The 23,389-nt window shown below is 69.1% G+C and carries 22 protein-coding genes and 2 tRNA genes; 15 read left to right on the top strand and 9 right to left on the bottom strand.

The features are described from left to right. The first annotated feature begins 6 nt into the window (after positions 1-6). The 3 genes from HMH01_RS11045 to HMH01_RS11035 are packed head-to-tail and all read left to right on the top strand — an operon-like array spanning position 7 to position 3,591. The gene (locus HMH01_RS11045; protein WP_171325508.1) at positions 7-507 is read left to right on the top strand and encodes a tripartite tricarboxylate transporter TctB family protein; all 501 of its coding nucleotides are present in this window, start codon (positions 7-9) and stop codon (positions 505-507) included. Beyond that, positions 504-2,024 carry a tripartite tricarboxylate transporter permease gene (locus HMH01_RS11040; RefSeq protein ID WP_171325506.1) on the top strand — a complete coding sequence of 507 codons (1,521 nt, stop codon included), beginning with the start codon at positions 504-506 and terminating at the stop codon, positions 2,022-2,024. Before HMH01_RS11045 ends, HMH01_RS11040 begins: the two co-directional genes overlap by 4 nt. 1 nt (position 2,025) lies before the next feature. Beyond that, entirely contained in the window at positions 2,026-3,591 is a 1,566-nt protein-coding gene (locus HMH01_RS11035) for a thiamine pyrophosphate-binding protein (protein ID WP_171325503.1), read from the top strand. A 217-nt stretch (positions 3,592-3,808) separates the two neighbouring features. Here the strand turns inward: HMH01_RS11035 and HMH01_RS11030 are convergent. Then, positions 3,809-3,882 (bottom strand) — tRNA-Gln (locus HMH01_RS11030). Positions 3,883-4,098: 216 nt separating this feature from the next. Between HMH01_RS11030 and HMH01_RS11025 the strand changes: the two genes are divergently transcribed. The 5 genes from HMH01_RS11025 (at position 4,099) to HMH01_RS11005 (ending at position 9,530) form a co-directional block, all read left to right on the top strand. Next, the gene (locus HMH01_RS11025; RefSeq protein WP_171325501.1) at positions 4,099-4,701 is read left to right on the top strand and encodes an outer membrane protein; all 603 of its coding nucleotides are present in this window, start codon (positions 4,099-4,101) and stop codon (positions 4,699-4,701) included. A 243-nt stretch (positions 4,702-4,944) separates the two neighbouring features. After that, positions 4,945-6,309: a cysteine--tRNA ligase gene (gene cysS, locus HMH01_RS11020; RefSeq protein WP_171325499.1), complete on the top strand. Its 1,365-nt coding sequence runs from the start codon at positions 4,945-4,947 to the stop codon at positions 6,307-6,309. An 88-nt stretch (positions 6,310-6,397) separates the two neighbouring features. Then, the gene (gene cimA, locus HMH01_RS11015) at positions 6,398-8,020 is read left to right on the top strand and encodes a citramalate synthase (RefSeq protein WP_171325497.1); all 1,623 of its coding nucleotides are present in this window, start codon (positions 6,398-6,400) and stop codon (positions 8,018-8,020) included. After that, on the top strand, positions 8,017-8,733 hold the full coding sequence (locus tag HMH01_RS11010; protein WP_171325495.1) for a methyltransferase domain-containing protein: 717 nt from the start codon (positions 8,017-8,019) through the stop codon (positions 8,731-8,733). Before cimA ends, HMH01_RS11010 begins: the two co-directional genes overlap by 4 nt. Then, complete coding sequence (locus tag HMH01_RS11005) at positions 8,730-9,530, top strand: squalene/phytoene synthase family protein (protein WP_246237393.1); 801 nt, start codon at positions 8,730-8,732, stop codon at positions 9,528-9,530. Before HMH01_RS11010 ends, HMH01_RS11005 begins: the two co-directional genes overlap by 4 nt. On the opposite strand, the gene HMH01_RS11000 is transcribed toward HMH01_RS11005, so the two are convergent. Next, positions 9,514-10,728, bottom strand: coding sequence for an MFS transporter (locus tag HMH01_RS11000; RefSeq protein WP_171325493.1), 1,215 nt, complete (start codon positions 10,726-10,728; stop codon positions 9,514-9,516). The genes HMH01_RS11005 and HMH01_RS11000 overlap by 17 nt on opposite strands. 55 nt (positions 10,729-10,783) lie before the next feature. Between HMH01_RS11000 and HMH01_RS10995 the strand changes: the two genes are divergently transcribed. Continuing rightward, positions 10,784-11,419 (top strand): DNA-3-methyladenine glycosylase family protein, encoded by a 636-nt coding sequence (locus HMH01_RS10995; RefSeq protein WP_343035252.1) that lies wholly within the window; start codon positions 10,784-10,786, stop codon positions 11,417-11,419. Beyond that, positions 11,416-12,078 (top strand): alpha/beta hydrolase, encoded by a 663-nt coding sequence (locus HMH01_RS10990; RefSeq protein ID WP_171325491.1) that lies wholly within the window; start codon positions 11,416-11,418, stop codon positions 12,076-12,078. Before HMH01_RS10995 ends, HMH01_RS10990 begins: the two co-directional genes overlap by 4 nt. A gap of 6 nt (positions 12,079-12,084) precedes the next feature. Here HMH01_RS10990 and HMH01_RS10985 read toward each other — a convergent pair whose 3' ends face one another. Next, a complete protein-coding gene (locus tag HMH01_RS10985; RefSeq protein ID WP_171325489.1) occupies positions 12,085-12,501 on the bottom strand; it encodes a VOC family protein in 417 nt (138 codons plus the stop codon). A gap of 209 nt (positions 12,502-12,710) precedes the next feature. On the opposite strand from HMH01_RS10985, the gene HMH01_RS10980 reads away from it, so the two are divergent. Continuing rightward, positions 12,711-13,295, top strand: coding sequence for an HNH endonuclease (locus HMH01_RS10980; RefSeq protein WP_171325487.1), 585 nt, complete (start codon positions 12,711-12,713; stop codon positions 13,293-13,295). Here HMH01_RS10980 and HMH01_RS10975 read toward each other — a convergent pair. Continuing rightward, a complete protein-coding gene (locus HMH01_RS10975) occupies positions 13,268-13,735 on the bottom strand; it encodes a disulfide bond formation protein B (RefSeq protein WP_171325485.1) in 468 nt (155 codons plus the stop codon). The genes HMH01_RS10980 and HMH01_RS10975 overlap by 28 nt on opposite strands. A 14-nt stretch (positions 13,736-13,749) precedes the next feature. Continuing rightward, the gene (locus HMH01_RS10970) at positions 13,750-14,328 is read right to left on the bottom strand and encodes a YqaA family protein (protein WP_171325483.1); all 579 of its coding nucleotides are present in this window, start codon (positions 14,326-14,328) and stop codon (positions 13,750-13,752) included. A 210-nt stretch (positions 14,329-14,538) separates the two neighbouring features. On the opposite strand from HMH01_RS10970, the gene HMH01_RS10965 reads away from it, so the two are divergent. Then, positions 14,539-14,623: transfer RNA gene (locus HMH01_RS10965), tRNA-Leu, on the top strand. Positions 14,624-14,632: 9 nt separating this feature from the next. Here the strand turns inward: HMH01_RS10965 and HMH01_RS10960 are convergent. The 4 genes from HMH01_RS10960 to gcvT all read right to left on the bottom strand — a co-directional run bounded on the left by HMH01_RS10960 (position 14,633) and on the right by gcvT (position 20,037). Continuing rightward, positions 14,633-15,577 carry a PfkB family carbohydrate kinase gene (locus tag HMH01_RS10960; protein WP_171325481.1) on the bottom strand — a complete coding sequence of 315 codons (945 nt, stop codon included), beginning with the start codon at positions 15,575-15,577 and terminating at the stop codon, positions 14,633-14,635. Positions 15,578-15,684: 107 nt separating this feature from the next. After that, on the bottom strand, positions 15,685-18,540 hold the full coding sequence (gcvP, locus tag HMH01_RS10955; RefSeq protein ID WP_171325479.1) for an aminomethyl-transferring glycine dehydrogenase: 2,856 nt from the start codon (positions 18,538-18,540) through the stop codon (positions 15,685-15,687). A 27-nt stretch (positions 18,541-18,567) separates the two neighbouring features. Continuing rightward, entirely contained in the window at positions 18,568-18,933 is a 366-nt protein-coding gene (gcvH, locus tag HMH01_RS10950) for a glycine cleavage system protein GcvH (RefSeq protein WP_171325477.1), read from the bottom strand. 12 nt (positions 18,934-18,945) lie between these two features. Further along, positions 18,946-20,037 carry a glycine cleavage system aminomethyltransferase GcvT gene (gene gcvT, locus HMH01_RS10945; protein ID WP_171325475.1) on the bottom strand — a complete coding sequence of 364 codons (1,092 nt, stop codon included), beginning with the start codon at positions 20,035-20,037 and terminating at the stop codon, positions 18,946-18,948. Positions 20,038-20,370: 333 nt separating this feature from the next. On the opposite strand from gcvT, the gene HMH01_RS10940 reads away from it, so the two are divergent. From HMH01_RS10940 to HMH01_RS10930, 3 genes are all read left to right on the top strand, one after another. Next, positions 20,371-21,156: a DeoR family transcriptional regulator gene (locus HMH01_RS10940; protein ID WP_171325473.1), complete on the top strand. Its 786-nt coding sequence runs from the start codon at positions 20,371-20,373 to the stop codon at positions 21,154-21,156. 103 nt (positions 21,157-21,259) lie between these two features. After that, entirely contained in the window at positions 21,260-21,850 is a 591-nt protein-coding gene (locus HMH01_RS10935) for a TRAP transporter small permease (protein WP_343035251.1), read from the top strand. Beyond that, complete coding sequence (locus HMH01_RS10930; protein ID WP_171325471.1) at positions 21,850-23,334, top strand: TRAP transporter large permease; 1,485 nt, start codon at positions 21,850-21,852, stop codon at positions 23,332-23,334. The genes HMH01_RS10935 and HMH01_RS10930 overlap by 1 nt, the downstream gene beginning before the upstream one ends. Positions 23,335-23,389 lie beyond the last annotated feature (55 nt).

Below are 23,389 nucleotides of genomic sequence, written 5' to 3'. Positions count from 1 at the left end.
GAGGACATGGTCACGAACCGGAGCATCGGGCTTAAACTAGGGGTCGGGGCCTTGCTGGCCGCGTGCCTTCTGTACTTCTACGCAATACCGACCTGGGTCAGATCGCCCAGCAACGTCCGCGAGATCGTCATGTCGCCGGTGTTCTGGCCGACGGTGCTTTCGGGGCTGATGGCGCTGACGGGCATCGGGCTTGTCGCGGGCGCGCTGCGCGGCGGCGAGATCGACACGCCCGACGACGAAGAGGCCGCCCCCCCCGGCGGCCCGGCCGCCTGGGCGCGCCTGGGCGGGATGGCGGCGATCATGGTGCTGACCATGTTCCTGCTGCCCAGGCTCGGCATGGTCTGGACCTCGATGCTGGTCTTTGCCGCGACGGCCTTCCTGATGGGCACGCGCTACCGCGTCCTTGCGGTCGTCTGCGCCGTCCTGCTGCCGCTGGCGCTTTATGGCTTCTTCGCGCATGTCGCGGGCGTCGCGATCCCGCAGGGCAACTTCGTGAGGCTGCCATGAGCATGTTCGACAGCATCCTTGCGGGCCTGGCGCTTGTCGGCAATGTCGAGGCGTTCCTGTCGCTGGCCGTGGGCATCGCGGTCGGCGTGATCGCGGGCGCGATCCCCGGCATGTCGGCCACCATGGCGGTGGCCCTGGCGCTGCCCTTCACCTTTGCGATGCAGCCCGTGAACGGCATCCTGCTGCTTCTGGGCGTCTACAAGGGCGGCATCTTCGGCGGCTCGATCCCCGCCATCCTGATCAAGACACCCGGAACGCCTGCGTCGTCGGCCACGATCCTCGACGGCCACCCGATGGCCGAGAGGGGCGAGGCCGGGCGCGCGCTGGGCATGGCGCTCTATGCGTCCTGCACCGCCGACCTGGTGTCGAACCTGGCGCTGATCCTGTTCGCGGGCTGGCTGGCGTCGTTCGCGCTGAATTTCGGCCCGCCCGAGTTCTTCACCCTGATCCTGTTCTCGCTGACCATCATCGCGGGCGTGTCCGGCGAAAGCCTGATGCGCGGGGCGCTGTCGGCCGTCCTTGGACTTCTGCTCGCCACCGTGGGGCTCGACCTCGTCTATGGCACCAACCGCTTCACCTTCGGCGATCCGAACCTGATGGGCGGGCTCAACTTCGTGGCGGTGCTGATCGGCCTGTTCGCCATCCCCGAGGTGCTGGCGCTGGCCTGGCATCCGACCGGGCACCTGGGCAAGACCCGCAAACTGGGCGCGAGCCGCGCAAGCTGGGCCGATTACAAGCGCTGCTTCCGTTCGATCCTGCGGGGCAGCGGCATCGGCGTGTTCCTGGGCTCGATCCCCGGCATCGGCGCCGCCCCGGCCGCCTTTCTCAGCTATTCCGAGGCGCGGCGGAAATCGAAGAACAAGGCCAATTTCGGCAAGGGAGAGATCGAGGGCGTCGCCGCCTCCGAGGCGGGCAACAACGGCGTCGCCGGCGCGACCCTGATCCCGCTGCTGGCGCTTGGCGTGCCAGGCGATGTGATCACCGCCATCATCATCGGCGCCTTCATGGTGCATGGCCTGCAACCGGGGCCGATGATGTTCGTGATGAACATCGACCTGATCTATGGGCTCTTCATCGGGCTGATCGTCAGCTCGGTCTTCCTGCTGGTGATCGGCGGCCTAGCGATCCGCGGTTTCAAGTTTGTCGCCGACATTCCCAAGCGCCTGCTGGTGCCGGGGGTGCTCGTGCTCTGCATCTACGGGGTGTTCGCCGTGAACAACAATATCTTCGACGTGGGCGTCATGTTCGTCATGGGCTGGGTCGGCTACGCGATGATGCGCTTCCGGGTGCCCGCGGCGCCCTTCCTGATCGCCTTCATCCTGGGCCCGCTGCTGGAGGACAATTTCCGCCGCGCGATGCTGATGTCGGGCAGCGATCCGTCGATCCTGTTCCGCGGGCCGATCACCTGGTTCTTCTGGGCACTCACGGCGATCACGGTCTTTGCGATCGTGCGCGCGGCGATCCGCTCGACCCGCCCGCAAGGGGCCGGGGCGGCCGCCTCGGGACGGGTGTCCTGAGATGCGGGGCGCCGATCTTCTCGTGCGTACTCTCGCGCTTGCGGGCGTGCGGCACATCTATGCGCTGTCGGGCAACCAGATCATGCCCGTCTTCGACGCCTGCCTCGAGGCGGGCGTCACCCTGACCCACACACGGCACGAGGCAGGCGCCGTCTACATGGCCGAGGCGCATGCCCAGCTGACGCGGGGTATCGGCGTCGCGCTGGTGACCGCGGGGGCTGGCATCGGCAACGCGACCGGGGCGATCCTGTCGGCCCGCGCGTCCGAGACGCCGGTGCTGATCCTGTCGGGCGACAGCCCCGTGGGGCAGGACGGCAAGGGGGCCTTCCAGGAATTCGACCAGGCGGCGATGACCGCACCGCTGACCAAGCTGTCGCGGCGCATCCGCACCGTCGAGGAGATGGGCAGCGCGGTGGCCGAGGCGATCGCCCTGGCGTTGTCGGGCCGGCCCGGCCCGGTGCACCTGGCGCTGCCCTTCGATCTGGTGAATGCCGGGACGGGCATGGACCCGGTCCGGGTCGTGCTGCCGGAGCCTGTCACGCCCGAGCTGCCGCAAATCGCCGAGGCCGTGCGCGCAGCCGCGCGCCCGCTGGTCATCCTGGGCCCGGCGCTGAACGCGACCCGCGCGCCGGGACTGGCCGGGCGGCTGGCCGATGCGCTGGGGGCCCCCGTGCTGGCGATGGAAAGCCCGCGCGGGTTGCGCGACCCCTCGCTGGGCGCGCTCGGCACCGTATTCGCCGAGGCGGACCTGATCCTGTCGCTTGGCAAGCAGGCGGATTTCACCACCGGCTTCGGCGCGGGCGGCGACTGGATCGTCGTGGACCCGGACGCCCCCGCGCGCGACATGGCGCGGCGCAACCTGGGCGAGCGGCTGCGCCGTGTGGTCGCGGCCGACGCGGCAGCGATGGCGCAGGCGCTGGCATCGGGGCAGGGGGCAGACCCGCGGCCTGACTGGCGCGCCCGCGTCGAGGGGCTGACCGCCCGCCGTCCGGACCTGCCGGCACCGGGGGCGCGCCTGAGCTCGGCCAGCCTGTGCGCCGCCCTGCAGGCGCGGATCGCCACGCTGCCCGATCCTGTCGTGATCAGCGATGGCGGCGAGTTCGGGCAATGGGCGCAGGCCCTGACCCGGGGCGCGGCCCGGGTGGTGAACGGCGTCTCGGGGGCCATCGGCGGCGGGCTGCCCTATGCCATGGCCGCGGCCCGCGCCTGTTCCGGTCGTCCCGTCATCGCCTTCGTGGGCGACGGAACCGTGGGCTTCCTTCTGTCGGAGTTCGAGACCGCCGCCCGCGAGGGGCTGCCCTTCGTTCTGATCGTGGGCAACGACCGGCGCTGGAACGCCGAGCACCAGATCCAGTTGCGCGACTACGGCAACGCGCGGCTGATCGGCTGCGAGCTGTCGGACGCCCGTTACGATCTGGCGGCCGCGGCGCTGGGCGCGCATGGCGAGCATGTGACCCGGCCCGAGGATCTGGGCCCCGCGCTCGACCGCGCGCTTGCAAGCGGCAAGCCCGCCTGCCTGAATGTCGAGATGGACGGCCTGCCCGCCCCGACCGTCACCGGACCGTGATCCCGGTGCGCGCGTCCGCGCGTCGAGAAAACGCACGATCCGGGGATTAACCCCCCGGGCCGTGCGCTGTCTTTCCGCAGATGCTTGCGATCGGCTTCCACACGGCAGCCGGCAGGGATCCGACCACAATGGGGCGCGCGGTCCGTCGCCGGTTGCCCGCCCCCCGATCCGGTGCGGGCGGCAGGTCATGGATTCGGGTCTTGGTGCTGGAATTGTCTGGCTGGGGAACCTGGATTCGAACCAGGACCGACGGAGTCAGAGTCCGCTGTTCTACCGTTAAACTATTCCCCAGCAGCGCGCCTCAGGTATCCGCCCCGCGCAGGGAGATCAAGCCGGAATCTGCCGAAATCGCGCCGGATCCGCCATTTTCCGCCGTCGAAACAGGGTTTCACCTTTGTGAATGGCGCCGGGGTTCAATGCGCGACAGCGTCCCCCACATGAGCAGTGCCGGACATCCGGCGCAAACCGACAACTTCCCTTGATGGGAAAACAACGTGGGGACATGAAATGAAACGCATTCTCATCCTGACCGCATCGACGATCGGCCTTGCGGCCCCGGCAATGGCCGGCAATCTCGCCCCGGCTCCGGCCGACACGCCCGTGATGGCGCCCGCCCCGGTGGCGGCCCCGGCGCCGATGGGCAGCGACTGGACCGGCTTCTATGCCGGTGGCAACCTCGGCTACGGCTTCGGCGAGGCGACGCCCGGCGGCGATCTCGATGGCGTGATCGGCGGGCTTCAGGCCGGCTACAACTACGACCTGGGCAATTTCGTCCTGGGGGCCGAGGCAGACCTGAGCCTGGCCGATCTCCAGGTCGAGGGCAGCGCCGACCAGATCGACACCATCGCCCGCCTGAAGGGCCGCGCGGGCTATGACGCGGGCCGGACGCTGTTCTACCTCACGGGCGGCGCGGCCTATGCCGATGGCGATGTCGGCGGGGCCAGCGCCAGCGACTGGGGCTGGGTGGCCGGCGCCGGCATGGACATCATGCTGACCGATCGCTGGGTCGGCGGCGTCGAGTATCTCTACCACAAGTTCGACGATTTCGACGGCTCGGGCGCGGATATCGAGGCGAACACCATCGCCGCCCGCGTGAACTACCGCTTCTGAGCGGGACCGGCGGGACTGCCCCGCCGGCCATGCCTGCCGCGGCCCGGACCTGCCTCCCGGGCCGCGGTTTTTCCCTTGCCATTGCCCTGCGCCCCGCGCATGGTGCGGCCATGACGACGAACGCCACCTGCATTTGCTGCATCATTATCCGCTGACCCACACGTCCGCGGCGCCGTTTCGTCTTTTCCAGACCATCCAAGACTGCTAGGGCGCCACGGGAGCCATCTGCCCGGACCCGCGCCCATGACCCAGATCCAGCTGACCAACACAGCCACCCGCCGCAAGGAGCCCTTCGAGCCGATCGACTCGAGGAATGTCCGCCTCTATGTCTGCGGGCCGACGGTCTATGACCGGGCGCATCTGGGCAATGCCCGCCCCGTGGTGGTCTTCGACGTGCTCTACCGCCTGCTGCGCCATGTCTACGGCGAGGACCATGTGCGCTACGTCCGGAACTTCACCGACGTGGACGACAAGATCAACGCCCGCGCCGCCGCGACGGGGCGCCCGATCCGCGGCATCACCGACGAGACCATCGCCTGGTATCTTCAGGACATGGACGCGCTGGGCGCCCTGCGGCCCACCGACATGCCGCGCGCGACCGACTACATCCCGCAGATGATCGCCATGATCGAACGTCTGATCGGCCGCGGCATGGCCTACGAGGCGCATGGCCATGTGCTGTTCGAGGTGGCGAAATACGCCGAATACGGCCGCCTCTCGGGCCGCTCGACCGAGGACATGATCGCCGGTGCAAGGGTAGAGGTCGCGCCCTGGAAGCGCGATCCGATGGATTTCGTGCTCTGGAAACCCTCGGATGCGGCGACGCCCGGCTGGGACAGCCCCTGGGGCCGCGGCCGCCCCGGCTGGCACATCGAATGCTCGGCCATGTCCGAGGCGCTGCTGGGCACGGATTTCGACATCCATGGCGGCGGCATCGACCTGCAATTCCCCCACCACGAGAACGAGATCGCCCAGTCCAGATGCGCCTGCGACGGCTGCGGCTTCGCCCGCGTCTGGCTGCACAACGAGATGCTTCAGGTAGAGGGCAGGAAGATGTCCAAGTCCCTGGGCAACTTCTTCACCGTGCGCGATCTGCTGGACCAGGGCATCCCCGGCGAGGTGATCCGCTTCGTCTTCCTGATGACGCATTACCGCAGCCCGATGGACTGGACAGCGGAAAAGGCGCGCCAGGCCGAGGCGACGCTGCGCAAGTGGCGCGGGCTGACGGCGGGCATCGAACCCGCCGCCAGCCCGGCCTCGAGCGTGCTCGAGGCGCTCGCCGACGATCTGAACACGCCCGCGGCCCTTGCCGCCCTTCACCGCCTCGCCACGGAGGATGCCGCGGCCCTCAAGGCGTCGGCCGTCCTTCTTGGCCTGCTCGCGGATGACGAGGGCGCTTGGGCCGAGGCGTCCGACGATGCCGCCGCCCTGATCGAGGAACTTCTCGGGGCCCGCCGCACCGCCCGCGCTGCTCGCGATTTCGCTCGCGCAGACGCGATCCGCGACGCCTTCGCCGCCGCCGGCGTCGAGATCAAGGACACGCCCGAAGGCACCAGCTGGAGCCTTCTTCCCGGCTTCGACCCCTCCCGCCTCGAGGCCCTGAAATGACCCGCCCGCCTTCCACTTTCTTCAAATATCCCCGCCGGAGGCATCCCGCCCCCGCCGCCCGCGCAACCGCCCGCAGGAGAGCGCGCCGATGACCCGCGAACGTCTCTATCTCTACGACACCACCCTGCGCGACGGGCAGCAGACCCAGGGCGTGGACTTCTCGTTCGAGGACAAGACCCGCATCGCGGCGGCCCTCGACCGGCTGGGCCTCGACTACATCGAGGGGGGCTGGCCGGGCGCCAACCCGACCGACAGCGAGTTCTTCGCCCGTGCGCCCCGGACCCGCGCCACCTTTACCGCCTTCGGCATGACCAAGCGCGCCGGGCGCTCGGCCGCGAATGACGACGTGCTGGCGGCGGTGATGAACGCGAACACGCCCGCCGTCTGCCTGGTGGGCAAGACCCATGACTTCCACGTCACCACCGCGCTTGGCATCACGCTTGAGGAAAACCTCGAGAACATCGCCGCATCGGTCGCCCATGTCGTGGCCGGGGGGCGCGAGGCGCTGTTCGACGCGGAGCATTTCTTCGACGGCTACCGCGCCAATCCCGACTACGCGCTGGCCTGTATCCGGGCGGCGTACCAGGCGGGCGCGCGCTGGGTGGTGCTCTGCGATACCAATGGCGGCGCGCTGCCCCATGACATCCGCAAGGGCGTGAAAGCCGCGGTCGACGCGGGCGTGCCGGGGGCGCGCCTTGGCATCCACACCCATAACGACACCGAGAACGCGGTCGCCAACAGCCTGGTCGCCGTCGCGGCCGGCGCGCGGCAGATCCAGGGCACGCTGAACGGGCTGGGGGAACGTTGCGGCAATGCGAACCTCGTCTCGCTGATCCCGACGCTGATGCTGAAGGAGCCCTATGCCAGCCAGTTCGAGATCGGCGTCACGCAGGACGGGCTGCGCAGCCTGACCAAGGTGTCGCGCCTTCTCGACGACATCCTGAACCGGGTGCCGAACCCCGCCGCGCCCTATGTGGGCGCCTCTGCCTTCACCCACAAGGCGGGGCTGCACGCCTCGGCGATCGCGAAGGACCCCACCACCTACGAGCACATCCCCCCCGAGGCGGTCGGCAACGCCCGCTTCATCCCGATGTCGAACCAGGCCGGCCAGTCAAACCTGCGCGAGCGGCTGGAGGCGGCGGGCATCACCGTCGAGAAGGGCGATCCGCGCCTGGCCCTCATCCTCGAGGACATCAAGGCGCGCGAGGATCGCGGCTTTGCCTATGACACCGCGCCCGCCTCGTTCGAACTGGTGGCGCGCGGGCATCTGGGGCTCTTGCCGCGCTTCTTCGATGTCGAGCGCTACCGCGTCACCGTCGACCGGCGCTACAATGCGAGGAACGAGCGGATCACCGTGTCCGAGGCGGTGGTCGTGGTGCGCATCGGCGACGAGCGGCTGATGTCGGTGTCCGAATCTCGCGACGAGAGCGGCCACGACCAGGGCCCGGTCAACGCGCTGAGCCGCGCGCTGGCCAAGGATCTGGGCCCCTACCAGTCCAGCATCGAGGATCTGCGCCTCGTGGATTTCCGTGTCCGCATCACCAATGGCGGGACCGACGCCGTTACCCGCGTCATCATCGACAGCGAGGACGGGCAGGGCCGGCGCTGGTCCACCGTGGGCGTCTCGGCCAACGTGGTCGACGCCTCGTTCCAGGCGCTGCTCGATTCCATCGTCTGGAAGCTGCTGCGCGACGGGGTGGAACCGGCGTGACCCCCGAATTCTTCCTTCTGCACAGCGATCTGCCGCGCGAGGGGCCGGGCGATGCCGAAAGCCTGCGCTGGGCCTGCGCGCTGGCCGGTGTCGGGCGCGATGCGCGGATCCTGGACGCGGGCGCGGGGCCGGGCGCCGACGTGGCGGGGCTTCTGGAGGCCGCGCCCAAGGGCCATGTCACCGCGATCGAGGCGCATGCCCCCTTTGCCCAGGGGATCGCCGCGCGCCACGCGGGCGATCCGCGGGTCAGCGCGGTGCAGGGCGACATGGCGGCCCCGCCGGGCGGCCCTTTCGATTTCGTCTGGTCCGCGGGCGCCGTCTATTTCCTGGGCGTCGAGGCGGCGCTGAGGGCCTGGGCAGCGGCGCTGGCGCCGGGCGGGGCCGTCGCCTTCAGCGAGGTCGTCTGGCTGGGCGCCGACCGCCCGCCCGATGCGGCCGCTTTCTGGAAGGAATATCCCGCCATGACCGATACCGAGGGCGTGACCGCCGCGATCGGGCGTGCGGGTTACGCCGTACTCGGCACGCGGGTTCTGGGCGATGCCGCCTGGGAGGGCTATTTCCAGCCGATGGAGGCGCGGATCGCCATGCTGCGCGCCAGCGGCGCGTCGCCGGCGCTGGAAGAAGTGCTGCGCGCGCACGAGACGGAAATCGCCGTCTGGCGGGCGCATCGCGACGCCTTTGGCTACCGGCTGTTCGTGGTGCGCCCCGAATGACCGGAAAGGGGCCCGAGATGCGCGCGGCGCTCGATGCCTGCGCGGCGCGGCTGGCGGGATCGGATCCCGAGCGTTTCGCCGCCGTCATGGCCGCGCCGGTCGAACGCCGGGCGCATCTGATCGCGCTTTACGCCTTCAACCTGGAACTGGCGCGCGCGCCCTGGGTCACGTCCGAGCCGATGCTGGCCGAGATGCGGGTGCAATGGTGGGCCGATGCCGTCGAGGAGATATTTGCGGGTCAACTGCCCCGCGCCCACGAGGTGGTCGCCCCGCTGGCCGCCGCCGTGCACGAGACGGACCTGCCGCGCGCCCCCTTCGAGACGCTGATCGAGGCGCGCCGCATGGACGCGCGGGCCGAGCCGGTCGCGGATGCGCCGGACCGGCTGTGGCGCTATCTTGCGGATACCGGGGGTGCGCTCATGGCCCTTGCCGCCCATGCGCTGGGGCAGGGGGCGCTGGCCGGGCTTGCACGCGATTACGGTACCATCGCGGGGGCCGCGGGCTATATCCGCGCACTGCCCGCGCTGGAACAGGCCGGGCGGCGCGCGCTGCCCGGATCGGGGGCCGACGCCGTGCGCGAACTGGCAGAGACCGCGCTGGCCCGGCTGGATGCGCTTTCCCGCGCCATGCCCGTGCCCCGTGCCGCGCGCCCCGCCTTCATAGCCGGGGGGCCTGCGCGCGCCATTCTCACGGCCGCGAAGGCCGATCCGCAGGCGGCGCTGGAGGGGCGGCTTGCGCTGTCGGAGTTTCGCCGCCGCGCAGCCCTGCTGAAGGCCGGGCTTACCGGGCGCTTCTGACCGCGCGCCCGCGCAGGGTGAACCACAGAAGCACCCCGCCCGCCAGCGTCAGGAACGGGATCATGGCGATGTTCACCAGCGTCCAGCCCTCGACCGCGTCGGTGCCCGCGCAATTCGACAGCAGGCCCGAGGCGAAGGAGGCGATGGTCACCATGCCGAACACGGCCGCGTCGTTCATGCCCTGAACCCGGCCGCGTTCCTCGGGGCTGTGCGCGCCCGACAGCATGGCCGTCGCGCCGATATAGCCGAAGTTCCAGCCCAGCCCGAGCAGGATCAGGGCTGCGTAGAAGTTCAGCAACTCCACCCCCGCGATGGCCACCAGGCCCGCGGCGGCCAGCAGCACCAGCCCGGCCGCGATCACCCGTTCGACACCGAAACGCGCGATCAGGTGGCCGGTGAAGAAGGACGGCGCGAACATCGCCAGCACATGCGCCGAGACGATGTCGGCGGCATTGTCGGTGGTGAAGCCGCAGCCGACCACCGCCAGCGGGGTCGAGGTCATCACCAGGTTCATCAGCGCATAGCTGACCATGGCGCAGATCATCGCCACCGCGATCCGGGGGCTGCGCAACAGCTCCATCCGGCTGCGGCCCGCGGGCGCGTCGATGGCCGGCGCGGGGGGCCTGGGGATGTCGAGGAAGCGGAACACCAGCACGCCCAAAAGGTTCAGGCCCACGATGGCAAGATAGCCGCCCGCGAACGGGATCGGGTCGGTCCAGTCGCCGCTCAGCTTGACCAGTTGCGGGCCGATCACCGCCGACAGAAGCCCGCCCGCCATGACATAGGAAATCGCCTTGGCGCGGAAGGCGTCGCTTGCGGTATCGGTTGCGGCGAAGCGGTAGAAGCCCTGCGCGGCCATGTAGATGCCGGTCCCGATCGAGGCCAGCAGGAACAGCGGGAACGAGCCCAGCAGCAACCCCGCCGCCCCCAGCGCGCCGCCCGCGGCACCGCCCGCCGCCCCGATCACGAAGCCCGCGCGCCGCCCGTGGCGCTGCATGTATTCCGACAGGATGGGGGCCGCGAACATCGTCGTCAGCACGATCAGCGAAATGGGCAGCGTGGCGAAACAGGCGACCGGGCTCAGCATCTGGCCCGACAGCCCGCCAAGCACGAAGCTGATCGGCATCTGCGCGCCCAGGATGGCCTGGGCGGAGACAAGGACGATGACGTTGCGGCGGGCGCGGGAATCCGTGGTCATGGATTGCTTCTACTCGCCGGCCCGGTATTGTCCAGCGGTCCCCGGGGAGTAGCCTGTGCCGTACCGACTTCTGCAATCCGAGACCGACATGGACCATGGCCTCGCCGCGCTGGTGGCCGCCGATCCGGCGCTTGCCCCGGTGGCCGAGGCGACCGGCCCGGTGCGGCTGCGCCGGCGCGAGGCGGGCTTTGCGGCGCTTCTGTCCGCGATCGTCAGCCAGCAGGTGTCGGTCGCCTCTGCCCGCGCGATCTGGGCCCGACTGGAGGGGGCCGGCCTGACCGAGCGCAGCGCCGTCGCCCGCGCCGAAGAGGACGCCCTGCGCGCCTGTGGCCTGTCGCGCCAGAAGATCCGCTATGCGCTGGCGCTGGCACAGAGCGGCGTCGATTTCGACCGCCTGCACGGGATGGATGACGCCGGGATCGTCGCCACGCTTACCGCCGTGCCCGGCATCGGCGTCTGGACCGCCGAGATCTATGCGATGTTCGCCCTTGGCCGGGCCGACATATTTCCCGCCGGCGACCTTGCGTTGCAGGAAGGGGCGCGGCTGGCGCTGGACCTGCCCGAGCGCCCGCGCGAGCGTGCCCTGCGCGCGCGGGCGGAAGCCTGGGCGCCCTGGCGGTCGGTTGCGGCCAAGCTGCTTTGGCAATACTACGCGCTGGTGAAGGAACGCGAGGGAGTGAACAGCCGATGAGCCTGACCGGACCCGCCCGCAACGCTGCCTCCGGCACGGCCAGTTCGCTGGTCGTTCTTCTGCATGGCTATGGCGCGGACGGCGCCGACCTGATCGGGCTTGCCGATCCGCTGGCCCCCCATCTGCCCGACACCGAATTTCGCGCGCCGAACGCGCCCGAGCCCTGTTCGGTCAACCCGATGGGCCGCCAGTGGTTCCCGATCCCGTGGATCGACGGCTCGTCCGAGGCGCAGGCCCGCGCCGGGATGCTGCGCGCGGCAGAGGCGCTTGACGCCTGGCTCGATGCGCTGGCCACGGAAACCGGCATCGGGCCCGAGCGCACCGTGCTGGTGGGGTTCTCGCAGGGTACCATGATGAGCCTGCATGTCGCCCCCCGCCGCAGGACGCCGCTTGCGGGGATCGTGGGGTTCTCGGGCCGCCTGCTCGCGCCCGAAATGCTCGCATCCGAGACGGTCAGTCGCATGCCCATCCTGCTGGTCCATGGCGACCGCGACGACGTGGTGCCGCCCGCCGCCATGCCCGAGGCGGCCGAGGCGCTGCGCTGCGCGGGTTTCCCCGTGGCAACCCATGTCTCGCGCGGGACCGCCCATGGCATCGCGCCCGACGGGCTGGGGCTGGCGCTGGGCTTCATCCGCCAGCGGCTGGGGATCGACGGCTGAGGCGGCCTAACTCTCGGCCCAGAGCCGGGGCTCGGCGAATTCCAGCGAATTGCCCGCCGGATCGCGCAGATAGATCGACCGCGCGCCCCCGGGCCAGCGCACGTCCGCCTCGATCGGGACATGCGCCGCCTTGAGCCGGGCGACCCAGTCCTCCAGTTCCGCAGCACTTGCGGCAAAGCACAGATGCCCCGGCCCGCGCGCGCCGTGACCGGGCACCGGGCCGGTGTCCCCGGCTTCCGTGGCCGAAGCGCGGAACACCAGCAGCACCCCGTCGCGGACCCGGAAGAAGACGTGCCGACACGACTGGCGCGCCACGACCGGAAGCCCCAGCACCCCGGCATAAAAGGCTTCCGCCGCCTCTAGATCCTCGGCATAGAGCGCCGCCTCCAGGATGGCGGGCGGTTTGCGATCATCCTTCGACATGGACCGAAGCCTAGCACGAATTGCCGGACGGGTGGGATCGCGTCACAAAACCGTCAGTCCCTGTGGATATGTTGCCGGCAATCAAGCGGAGCGGCGCAGATGTAGAGTATTGCGCCGATGCCGCTTCGATATATAGTCAACTAGTGGGGCGGGCGCGTCCCGTCCGCCAGTGTCGGGAAGGGCCGGGCAGGACAGGGGAACGAGTCGCCATGCAGATCGCACCTCAACCGAGTTTCATACGTCAGCCGGCAGGCGCGCGGGACCGCCCGGCGCTGGTGCTGAACGCCGATTACCGGCCGCTGTCCTACATGCCGCTGTCGCTCTGGCCCTGGCAGGAGGCGGTGAAGGCGGCCTTTCTCGACCGGGTGGTGGTGATCTCGGAATACGACGAGGTTGTGCGTTCTCCCTCGATGGAGATCCGCATTCCGTCCGTCGTGGTTCTCAAGGATTATGTGCGCCCCGCCCGGCATGCCGCCTTTACCCGGTTCAACCTGTTCCTGCGCGACGAGTTCGCCTGCCAGTATTGCGGCTCGCGCGGAGAGATGACCTTTGACCATGTGCTGCCGCGCGCGCGTGGCGGGCGCACGACCTGGGACAACGTGGTCGCCGCCTGCGGGCCGTGCAACCTGCACAAGGGATCGAAGACGCTGCGCCAGGCGGGCATGCGCCTGCGCAAGCCCCCGCAAGAGCCGAGCCCGGGCGAATTGCAGAATATCGGGCGCAAGTTCCCGCCCAACCACCTGCATGACAGCTGGATGGACTTCCTCTACTGGGATGCGGAACTGGACGCCTGAGCCGCCTTCCAGGCGGCCAGCAGCCACAGCGCGGCAAGGGCGGCCGATATCAGCGCGTTCCAGCCCGCCATGGATAGCCCCATGAAATCCCACGCGATCTCGTCGCAGCGGATCACCGGGGCGGCAAGGATCTGGTCCAGCAACTCCGACGGGCTGAGGCCCGCGGTCCCGCTTGAGGTGCAGGTGTTCGGACCTTCCCACCAGCGCTGCTCGACGCCGACATGGTAGACGCCGATCCCGGCGGTGGTGGCCGCGGCCAGCGCGCCGAAAAGCGCCACCAGCACGAGGGGCGCGACCAGGGCGACGGCGCCCGCGCCGATCGCTGCGACATGGGGATAGCGCTGCCAGTAGCACAGCTTGCAGGGCGCGAGGTCGCCCAGGTACTGGAAGCCCAGCGCGCCCAGCATCAGCGCGGCCGAGCCGGCGGCTGCCAGGAGCATCAGGGACCGGGCGCTCACAGCCACCTCACCAGGGCGAAGCCGCCCAGCAGGATCACGAAGAACAGCGTGGTCATCAGCCCGAAGCGCCGCTCGACCAGCGCGCGGACGGGGGGGCCGAACTTCCACAGGATCGCGGCGAGCAGGAAGAAGATGAAGCCGCGCGCCACGATCGAGCTGGCCATGAACACCCCGAAGTCGAGCCCGGTCGCGCCCGAGGCGATGGTGATGACCTTGTAGGGGAAGGGCGTGATCCCCGCCATCAGCACGGCCCAGGCGCCGAAGTCGTTGAAACGCAAGGCGAATGCGTCGAACTCTGCGCCCTTGCCGTAGAAGTCCAGCACCGGCTGGCCCACCGACTCGAACAGGACGGCGCCGATCCAGTAGCCCAGCGCCCCGCCCGCCACCGAGGCAAGCGTCGTGACCAGCGCGATGGTCCAGGCGCGGTGAGGGGTGGCGAGGATCATCGGCAGCATCATGACATGGGGCGGGATCGGAAAGACCGAGCTTTCCACGAAGGCCACCGCCGCCAGCGCCGGCAGCGCATAGCGCCCCTCTGCCAGCCGCAAGGTCATGTCATAGATCCGTCGGAACATCGGGTTCCCCTGCCAGATTCCCGACCTCACGGACCATGTCGATGCGCCCGGGTCAAGAGGGCTAAGCGGCGCGGCCAGGCGGTATGGAAGGCGTCTGGAAAGTGTATGGCAAGCGTATGGCAGTCTGCCCGACATCCCCCGCTTCCGGCGCGGCGAAGATTCGGTCTGGCGCGGTTCGGAATCTCATGGTAGCCGACATCTCGTCCAGATGCCCGAGTGGTGGAATTGGTAGACACAGGGGATTCAAAATCCCCCGCCGCAAGGCTTGTCGGTTCGAGTCCGACCTCGGGTACCAGCCAGAACCCTACAGCGCCGCCCGCAGCTCCGAAAGGCTGGGCGGGTTGCAGCCGGCGCGGCCGCAGTTGATGGCCGCAGCGGCCGCCGCGCGGCGCATCAGCAGGCGGGCCTGGTCCGGCGTCAGCGCGTCGAGCGCGCCGCGGCGGAGCCAGCCCTCGTGGTGGCACTGGGCGATCAGCGTTCCCATGAAGGTGTCGCCGGCGCCGACCGTGTCGACCAGTTTCGGGACCGGGTGGGGGGGCACCTCGATCTCGCCCGAGCGGGTGATGCCGAAGGCGCCCTTCGCGCCCAGGGTCAGAACGACCAGCCCGGCGCGGCTGCGCCCGGCGATGGCGCGCAGCGCCGCCCGGGGATCCTGGCCGGGGGCCAGCCAGGCGATATCCTCGTCGGACATCTTGATCAGGTCGGCGGTGGCGATCAGCGTCTCGAGCCGGGCCAGATAGCCCGCGCGGTCATGGATGAAGGCCGCGCGGATGTTGGGGTCGAGCGCGGTGAAGGTGCCCGCCTGCGAAAGGTCGCGGAAAAGCCCGGCCCAGGCCTCGGCGTCGGGGCCGTCGGTGACGGCGAGGGAGCCCACGAAGAAGGCGGAGGGTGCTACGGGCAGGGCTGCGCGCAGGCTTTCGGGGGTCACGTCCCGTTCGGCCGTGCGTTCGCGGTAGAACTGGTAGCGGGCCTGGCCCTGTTCGAGCGAGACGACCGCCAGCGAGGTCGGCCGGTCCGAGGGGGTGTGCAGCGCCTGCGCGCGGGGGTTCGCCAGCAGGTCCGCCTGAAGCTGGCGGCCCAGCGTGTCGGTGGAAAACGGGGTCAGGTAGCCCATGGCCACGTCCTGCCGGGCGATGGCCTTGGCCACGTTGAAGGGCGCGCCGCCGGGCACCGCGCGATAGGCGGGGTGGCCGCCATCGGGGGCGTCCTGGATGAAGTCGATGAGGTTCTCGCCGCCGACGATGATCATGGGCTGTGCCGATCCAATGCTTCGTGTCGGGGCAGGGAAACAGCAGGCGGGGCCCGCGTGTCAACCGCGAAGGCCCCCGCGCCGGGTCGTGGCGCGGGGGTTCGGGGTCATTCCGCCGCTTCGGCGTAGCTTTCCATCGGCGGGCAGGTGCAGACCAGGTTGCGGTCGCCATAGGCGTTGTCGACCCGGTTGACCGGCGCCCAGTACTTGTCCACCCGGAAGGCGCCGGGCGGAAAGCAGGCCTGCTCGCGCGTGTAGGGGCGATCCCAGGGGCCGACCAGATCCTCGACCGTGTGGGGCGCGTTCTTCAGCGGGTTGTTCTCGCGGTCCATCTCGCCCGAGGCGATGGCGTCCGCCTCGGCCCGGATGGCGAGCATGGCGTCGATGAAGCGGTCAAGCTCGGCCTTGGGCTCGCTTTCGGTGGGTTCCACCATCAGCGTGCCGGGGACCGGCCAGCTCATGGTGGGGGCGTGGAAGCCGCAGTCGATCAGGCGCTTGGCCACATCCTCGACCGTGACGCCCGCCAGCGCGTCGAGCGCGCGGGTGTCGAGGATGCATTCATGCGCGACCCGGCCGCCGGCATTGGTGAACAGCACCTCGTAGGCGCCATCCAGCCGTTTGGCGATGTAGTTCGCGTTCAGGATCGCGACCCTGGTGGCCTGGGTCAGACCCGCCCCGCCCATCAGCAGGATATAGGCCCAGCTGATCGGCAGGATCGAGGGCGAGCCGAAGGGCGCGGCCGAGACCGGGCCCTGCTGGCCGCCGGTATGCGGGTGGCCGGGCAGGTAGGGCGCGAGATGCGCCTTGACCCCGATCGGGCCCATGCCGGGGCCGCCGCCGCCATGCGGGATGCAGAAGGTCTTGTGCAGGTTCAGGTGGCTGACGTCGCCGCCGATATCGCCCGGCTTCGAGATGCCGACCATCGCGTTCATGTTCGCGCCGTCGATATAGACCTGCCCGCCATGCCGGTGGGTGATGGCGCAGACCTCGCGCACCGTGTCCTCGAACACGCCGTGGGTCGAGGGGTAGGTTATCATGCACCCCGCCAGGTTTTCGGCGTGTTTCTCGGCCTTTGCGCGGAAATCCTCGACATCGATGTCGCCGTTTTCGGCGGATTTCACGGCGACCACCTCCCAGCCGACCATGTGGGCCGAGGCGGGGTTGGTGCCATGCGCGGAAGTCGGGATCAGGCAGACGTTGCGATGCCCCTCGCCGCGCGCCTTGTGGAAGGCGCGGATGGTCAGAAGCCCGGCATATTCGCCCTGCGCGCCGGAATTGGGCTGCATGGACAGCGCGTCATAGCCTGTGATGTCGCAGAGCTTGGCCGACAGGTCGTCGATCAGTTCCATGTAGCCCTGCACCTGGTCGTCGGGCGCGAAGGGGTGGATTTCCGCGAATTCGGGCCAGGTGACCGCCAGCATCTCGACCGTGGCGTTCAGCTTCATCGTGCAGGAGCCGAGCGGGATCATCGCCCGGTCGAGCGCGAGGTCGCGATCCGCCAGCCTGCGCATGTAGCGGGTGATCTCGGCCTCCGCCCGGTTCATGTGAAAGATCGGGTGCGTCATGTAGGGCGTGTCGCGCAGGCAGGCCTGCGGCAGGCGGTAGGGGCGGTCGTGGTCGCGGTATTTCAGGTGGTCGCCGCCAAAGGCGCGCCAGACGGCCTCGACCGTCTCGCCATAGGTCTTTTCGTTGCAGGAAATGCCGATCCTGGTGGTGCCCACCTTGCGCAGGTTCACGCCGTTGGCCACGGCCGCGTTCAGGATCACGCCCTGAAGCGCGCCGACTTCCACGGTGACGGTGTCGAAGAAGGTCTCGGGCTCGACCTTGAAGCCCAGTTCTTCCAGGCCCCGGACCAGGCGCACCGTCTTGCGGTGGATGCTCTGGGCGATCGCCTTAAGCCCGTCGGGGCCGTAATAGACGCCGTACATGGAGGCCATCACGGCCAGCAGCGCCTGCGCGGTGCAGACGTTCGAGGTGGCCTTTTCGCGGCGGATATGCTGCTCGCGGGTCTGGAGGCTCAGGCGATAGGCCTTGTTGCCGCGCGCGTCGATCGACACGCCGATCAGCCGGCCCGGCATGGCGCGCTTGAAGGCGTCCTTGCAGGCCATGTAGGCGGCGTGCGGGCCGCCGAAGCCCATCGGCACGCCGAAACGCTGGGTAGAGCCGATGGCGATGTCGGCGTCCATCTCTCCGGGGCTTTTCAGCAGGCACAGCGCGAGCGGGTCGGCGGCGATGATGCCGAGCGCCCTGGCGGCGTGCAGCTTTTCGATCACCTCGGTGAAGTCGTGCACATGGCCGTAGGTGCCGGGATACTGGAAGATCGCGGCGAACACCGCCTCGGGGTCGAGATCGCGGAACGGGTCGCCGACGATTGTCTCGATGCCCAGGGGTTCCGCGCGGGTCCGGATCACGGCGATGGTCTGCGGGTGGCAGTTCTGGTCGATGAAGAAGCCCGCAGCCTTGGACTTGGCGCCGCGCTGGGCCATGGTCATCGCCTCGGCCGCGGCCGTCGCCTCGTCCAGCAGCGAGGCGTTGGCGATGTCGAGCCCGGTCAGGTCCGAGATCATGGTCTGGAAGTTGAGGAGCGCCTCGAGCCGGCCCTGGCTGATTTCCGGCTGGTAGGGCGTGTAGGCGGTGTACCAGGCGGGGTTTTCCAGGATGTTGCGCAGGATCACGGGCGGCGTGAGCGTGGCGTGGTAGCCCATGCCGATCAGCGAGGTGAGGACCTTGTTCTTCCTGGCGACCGTCCGCATCCGGTGCAGCATGTCCCGTTCGGACAGCGGCGCGCCGAAATCGAGGGCCTGTTCCTGGCGGATGCCGGCGGGCACGGTTTCCGCGATCAGCGCATCGAGGCTGTCCACCCCGAGCACGGCCAGCATCTGCGCCATCTCGTCCGGACTGGGCCCGATATGGCGGCGATTGGCGAAATCATAGGGATCGTAGTCGGTCAGGGCGAAGGTCATTGCGGTCCTCTGGATGCCGGGATCGGCTCAGGAAATCAGCAGCTTGTAGGCGGCTTCGTCCATCAGTTCCTCAAGCTCCGCCTCGTCCGAGATGCGGATCTTGTAGAACCAGGCGTCGCTTTCGGGGCTGTCGTTCACCTGGGCGGGGGCGTCGCTCAGGCTGTCGTTCACCTCGATGATCTCGCCCGTGACCGGGGCATAGATCTCGGAGGCGGCCTTGACGCTTTCGACGACGCCCATCTCGTCGCCCTTGTCGAAGCTTTCGCCGACTTCCTTCAGCTCGACATAGACGACCTCGCCCAGCTGCTCGGCGGCGTGTTCGGTGATGCCGACGGTGGCGATGTCGCCGTCAACGTCCAGCCATTCGTGTTCTTCGGTGTAGTAGATCGCCATGGGATGCTCCGCTCAGCGCTTGTAGGTGTGGGGGACGAAGGGAAGGGATGCGACATGGCCCGGCAGGGCCTTGCCGCGAACGATCAGCGATATGGGCGTGCCGGGGGCGGCGTGGCCCGTCTCGACATAGCCCATGGACACGGGGCCGCCCAGGGTGGGGCCGAAGCCGCCGCTGGTCACATGGCCGATGATGCGGCCGTCGGCGTCGGCGACTTCGGTGCCGGCGCGGGCGGGGGCGCGGCCCTCGGGGCGCAGGCCGACCAGCTTGCGGGCCGGGCCGTCCGCGATCTCGCGCAGGATGCGCCCGGCGCCGGGAAAGCCGCCTTCCTCGCGCCGGCGCTTCTGGATCGCCCAGCCCAGCCCCGCCTCGATGGGCGAGGTGGTCGCGTCGATGTCGTTGCCGTAAAGGCAGAGCCCCGCCTCGAGCCGCAGGCTGTCGCGCGCGCCAAGGCCCGCGGGTTCCACGCCCTCATGGGCCAGCAGGCGGCGGGCAAGCGCCGCGGCCTGCCCCGCGGGGACAGAGATCTCGTAGCCATCCTCGCCGGTGTAGCCCAGCCGCGAGACGCGCAGGGCCACGCCGTCCAGGGTGGCGGTGCAGGTTTCCATGAATTTCAGCGCCGCCGCCTGGGGCACCAGCGGCGCCATGATCCCCTCGGCCAGCGGACCCTGGAGCGCGATCAGCGCCAGGTCCGTCCGCTCGATGATCTCGATGGGGGCGGGGACATTGGCGCGCATGTAGGGGATGTCGTGGTCGCGGCGCGCGGCGTTCACCACCATGTAGAGATGGTCGCCCGCGTTCGACACGATCAGGTCGTCGAGGATGCCGCCCTGCGCGTCGGTGAAGAAGGTGTAGCGCGCCTTGCCCTCGGGCAGGGCCGCGATGCTGGCGGGCACCAGCGCCTCGAGCGCGCGGGCCGCCCCATCGCCGCGGAGTTCGACCTGCGCCATGTGGCTGACATCGAAAAGCGCCGCCTTCCCGCGCGCGGCGGCGTGTTCGCCCATCACGCCCAGCGGGTAGCTGACAGGCATCTCCCAGCCCGCGAACGCGACCATCCTTGCGCCAAGCTCCAGGTGCAGCTCGTATAGCGGCGTGCGCTGGGTCATGTCTGGCTCCGTCCCTTTGTGTCCGGGATCATAGGCGCGGGCATGGGGGATTGAGAAGGGGGTGCCTTCGTCCGCCCGTTGCCGATACCGGTGCCGGTGCCGATGCCTGTGACCGCGCCGGCCCGGCCCGCGCGGTGCGATCCCTGTCTGGTCATGCGTGTCGAGTATCCCAAGCCCGCTGTTTCTGCCCGCCGCCGGCGCGGGCGCCGGTTTCCGATCGGAAACTTTCAGTTTTGCCGCCGAGTCGCAAGGGTGCCCGGATGCCGCAGGGTGATTTTCGTTTTGACAGGAAAACGAAACTGGTGAACCATGGGCCCTGAAGGAGTCTCGCCCGTGATCGCACGCCAGGAAACCATCCTTGCCCTTGCCCGCCAACAGGGTCGCGTCCTGGTGGACGACCTGGCGCGGCGCCTGTCGATCACGCCGCAGACCGTGCGCAAGGATCTGCGCCTGCTGGAGGAGGAGGGGCTTGTCACCCGCTTCCATGGCGGGGCAAGCCTGCGGGCGGGCAGCGCCTATCTGGACTACGGGACGCGGGCGGGCATCGCCGCGCGCGAGAAGCAGGCCATCGGGGCCGCGGCGGCGGCGATGCTGCGCCCCGGGCAGACGGTGTTCCTGAACGCCGGCACCACGACCGAGGCGGCGGCCCGCGCCATGGGGCAGGTGGCGGGGCTGACGGTGATCGCCGACAGCGTGAATATCGCCAACATTACCAGGCAGATACCGGGGCTGACCACGATCGTGGCAGGCGGCGTTGTGCGGCCTGCGGACGGGTCCGTGGTGGGTGCGGGCGCGGTGTCCTTCATCGGCCAGTTCAGCGCCGACGTGGCGCTGATCGGGGCGGCGGCGGTGGGGCCGGACGGCACGCTGATGGATTACGACCTGGACCAGGTGATGGTCGCGCGCGCGATGATGCAGCATGCCCGCCGCGTGGTGCTGCTGGTGGACGGGGCCAAGTTCGACGCCAGCGCGCCGGTGCGGATCGCGCCGCTTGGGGAGCTGTCCGCCATCGTGACGGATATCTGCCCCTCGGCCACGGTGCGCGCGGCCTGCGCGGCCGCCGGCGTGGAGCTGGTCGAGCTGAAGCGCGAGTCGGAGGTGGCGGCGCGCAGCGCGTGAATCGCTTGACAGGAAGGTTCGTTTTTAGGACCATACGAAAATAACGAAGCCTGAGCGAAAAGACTCGGGTCGACCCCTGGGAGGGAAAATAGGTGTCAGTCCCGTGCTAGTCCTGCATGCACCCCTGCGCGCATTGATCGCCGTGAACTCGGTCCACCTGTGGATCGGGCGTCACCTGGCCTGGATCGCGCTTGCCCTGATGGTCTGCGCGATCCTGGCGCAGGTGATCTTTCGCTACCTGCTGGGCAACGCGCTGGCCTGGTCCGAGGAAGGCGCGCGTTTCCTGATGCTGTGGATGACCGGGCTGATCGCGCCCTCGGCCTATCGTTGGGGCGGGTTCGTCGCCATCGACATGGTGCCGCGCGCGCTGCCGCGCATCACCGGCCTGGTCCTGAACCTGTCGCTGCTGTTCGTGGCGGCGGTGGTGCTGGCCATTTCCATCCGCATCGGCTGGAACGACATGACCGGCTTTGGCGGGCGTTTCGCCTCGCCCTCGCTCAAGGTGCCGCTGTCGCTGATCGGCGGCGAGGACATCGCCTTTCGCCGCGCCTGGATGATGGGCGCGCTGGTGGTGGGATCGGTGATGATGTTCCTTGTCAACATCGAGCTGATCCTGCGCAACCTGGTGGCCCTGCTCGATCCCGAGCGCGAGCCGCCGATGGACCGGGCCATGATTTCCGCGGGGGCCGACTGATGCTGATCTGGTTCCTTCCCCTTTTCCTGGTCATCCTGATGATCGGGATGCCGGTGTTCTTCGCGCTGCTGGCAGCACCCGGCCTGCTGCTCTACCTCGACGGGCAGGAGCGGATGCTGGCCACGCTCTATCGCAACGTGTTCACCGGGATCGACAGTTTCCCGCTGATGGCGCTGCCCTTCTTCATGCTGGCGGGCGAGCTGATGAACCGCGGCGGCATAACGCTGCGCCTGGTGGAGTTCAGCCAGGCCATCATGGGCCACCTGCGCGGCGGGCTTGCGCATGTGAACATCCTGAGCTCGATCCTGTTCGCGGGGCTTTCCGGCTCGGCGGTGGCCGACACCTCGGCGCTGGGTTCCACGCTGATCCCGGCGATGGAGAAGAACGGCTATACCCGCAAGTTCGCCGCCGCGATCACCGCCGCGAGTTCGGTGATCGGGCCGATCATCCCGCCCTCGGGCATCATGATCATCTATGCCTATGTGATGGGCGAGTCGGTGGCGGCGCTGTTCCTGGCCGGCATCGTGCCGGGGGTCATGGTGGGCGTCGGCCTGATGCTGATGGTCCGGCTTCTGGCGGACCGCTACGACCTGCCCAAGGCCGAGCGGATCGTGAAGAAGGACCAGACGATCAGCGCGACCGAGAACCTGATCGCGCGGGTGCTGGCGCGGCTGAACATGATCGGCGTGCTCTGGGGGCTGCATGTGCTGGTGGCAAGCCTGCTGGGCACGGCAAGCCTGCCGCCCCTGGCCGGGCTGATCGGCTTCGCGGTCGTCTCCGAGCTGATCTTCACGGCCGCCCGCAAGCGCATGTCCGAGCCCGCGCGCATCGTCTACAAGCGCGCCGTCGTGCCGCTGCAGACGCCCGTGATCATCCTGGGCGGCATCCTGATCGGCGTGTTCACCCCGACCGAGGCGTCGGTGATCGCGGTGGCCTATGCGATCCTGATCTCGTTCTTCATCCTGCGCTCGATGAAGCTGGCGGACCTGCCGGCGATCCTGATGCGCTCTGCGCTGGGATCGTCCACGGTGCTGTTGCTGGTGGGGGCTGCGGTCGCGTTCAAGACGGTGGTGGCGCTGAGCCACGCGCCCGAGGAACTGGCGGAGTTCATCCTCTCGCTCAGCGAGAACCCCTACATGCTGCTGTTCCTCATCAACATCCTGCTGTTCATCGTGGGGATGTTCCTCGATGCGGGGCCGGCCATCATCATCCTTGGCCCGATCCTTGGCCCCATCTTCGTCGAGATCGGCGTCCACCCGGTGCATTTCGCCATCATCATGTCGGTCAACCTGACCGTGGGGCTGGCGACGCCGCCGATGGGGCTGGTGCTGTTCGTGGCGAGTTCCGTCTCGGGCGAGCGGGTGGAGACGATTTCAAAGGCGATCCTGCCGTTCCTGGCGGTCGAGGTGGTGGTGATCTTCCTGATCACCTACTTCCCGGCGATCTCGCTTACGGTTCCCAGACTTGCGGGGTTCATCCAGTGACGGACCCGGCACAAGACCAACAACAACCAGACATCCATTCGACAGGAGGAAGACA

Origin of the sequence: Halovulum dunhuangense (assembly GCF_013093415.1) — a bacterium.
Taxonomy (GTDB): domain Bacteria; phylum Pseudomonadota; class Alphaproteobacteria; order Rhodobacterales; family Rhodobacteraceae; genus Halovulum; species Halovulum dunhuangense.
The sequence above is the reverse complement of the archived record's forward strand: the minus strand, read 5'-3'. Positions and strand labels throughout refer to the sequence as shown.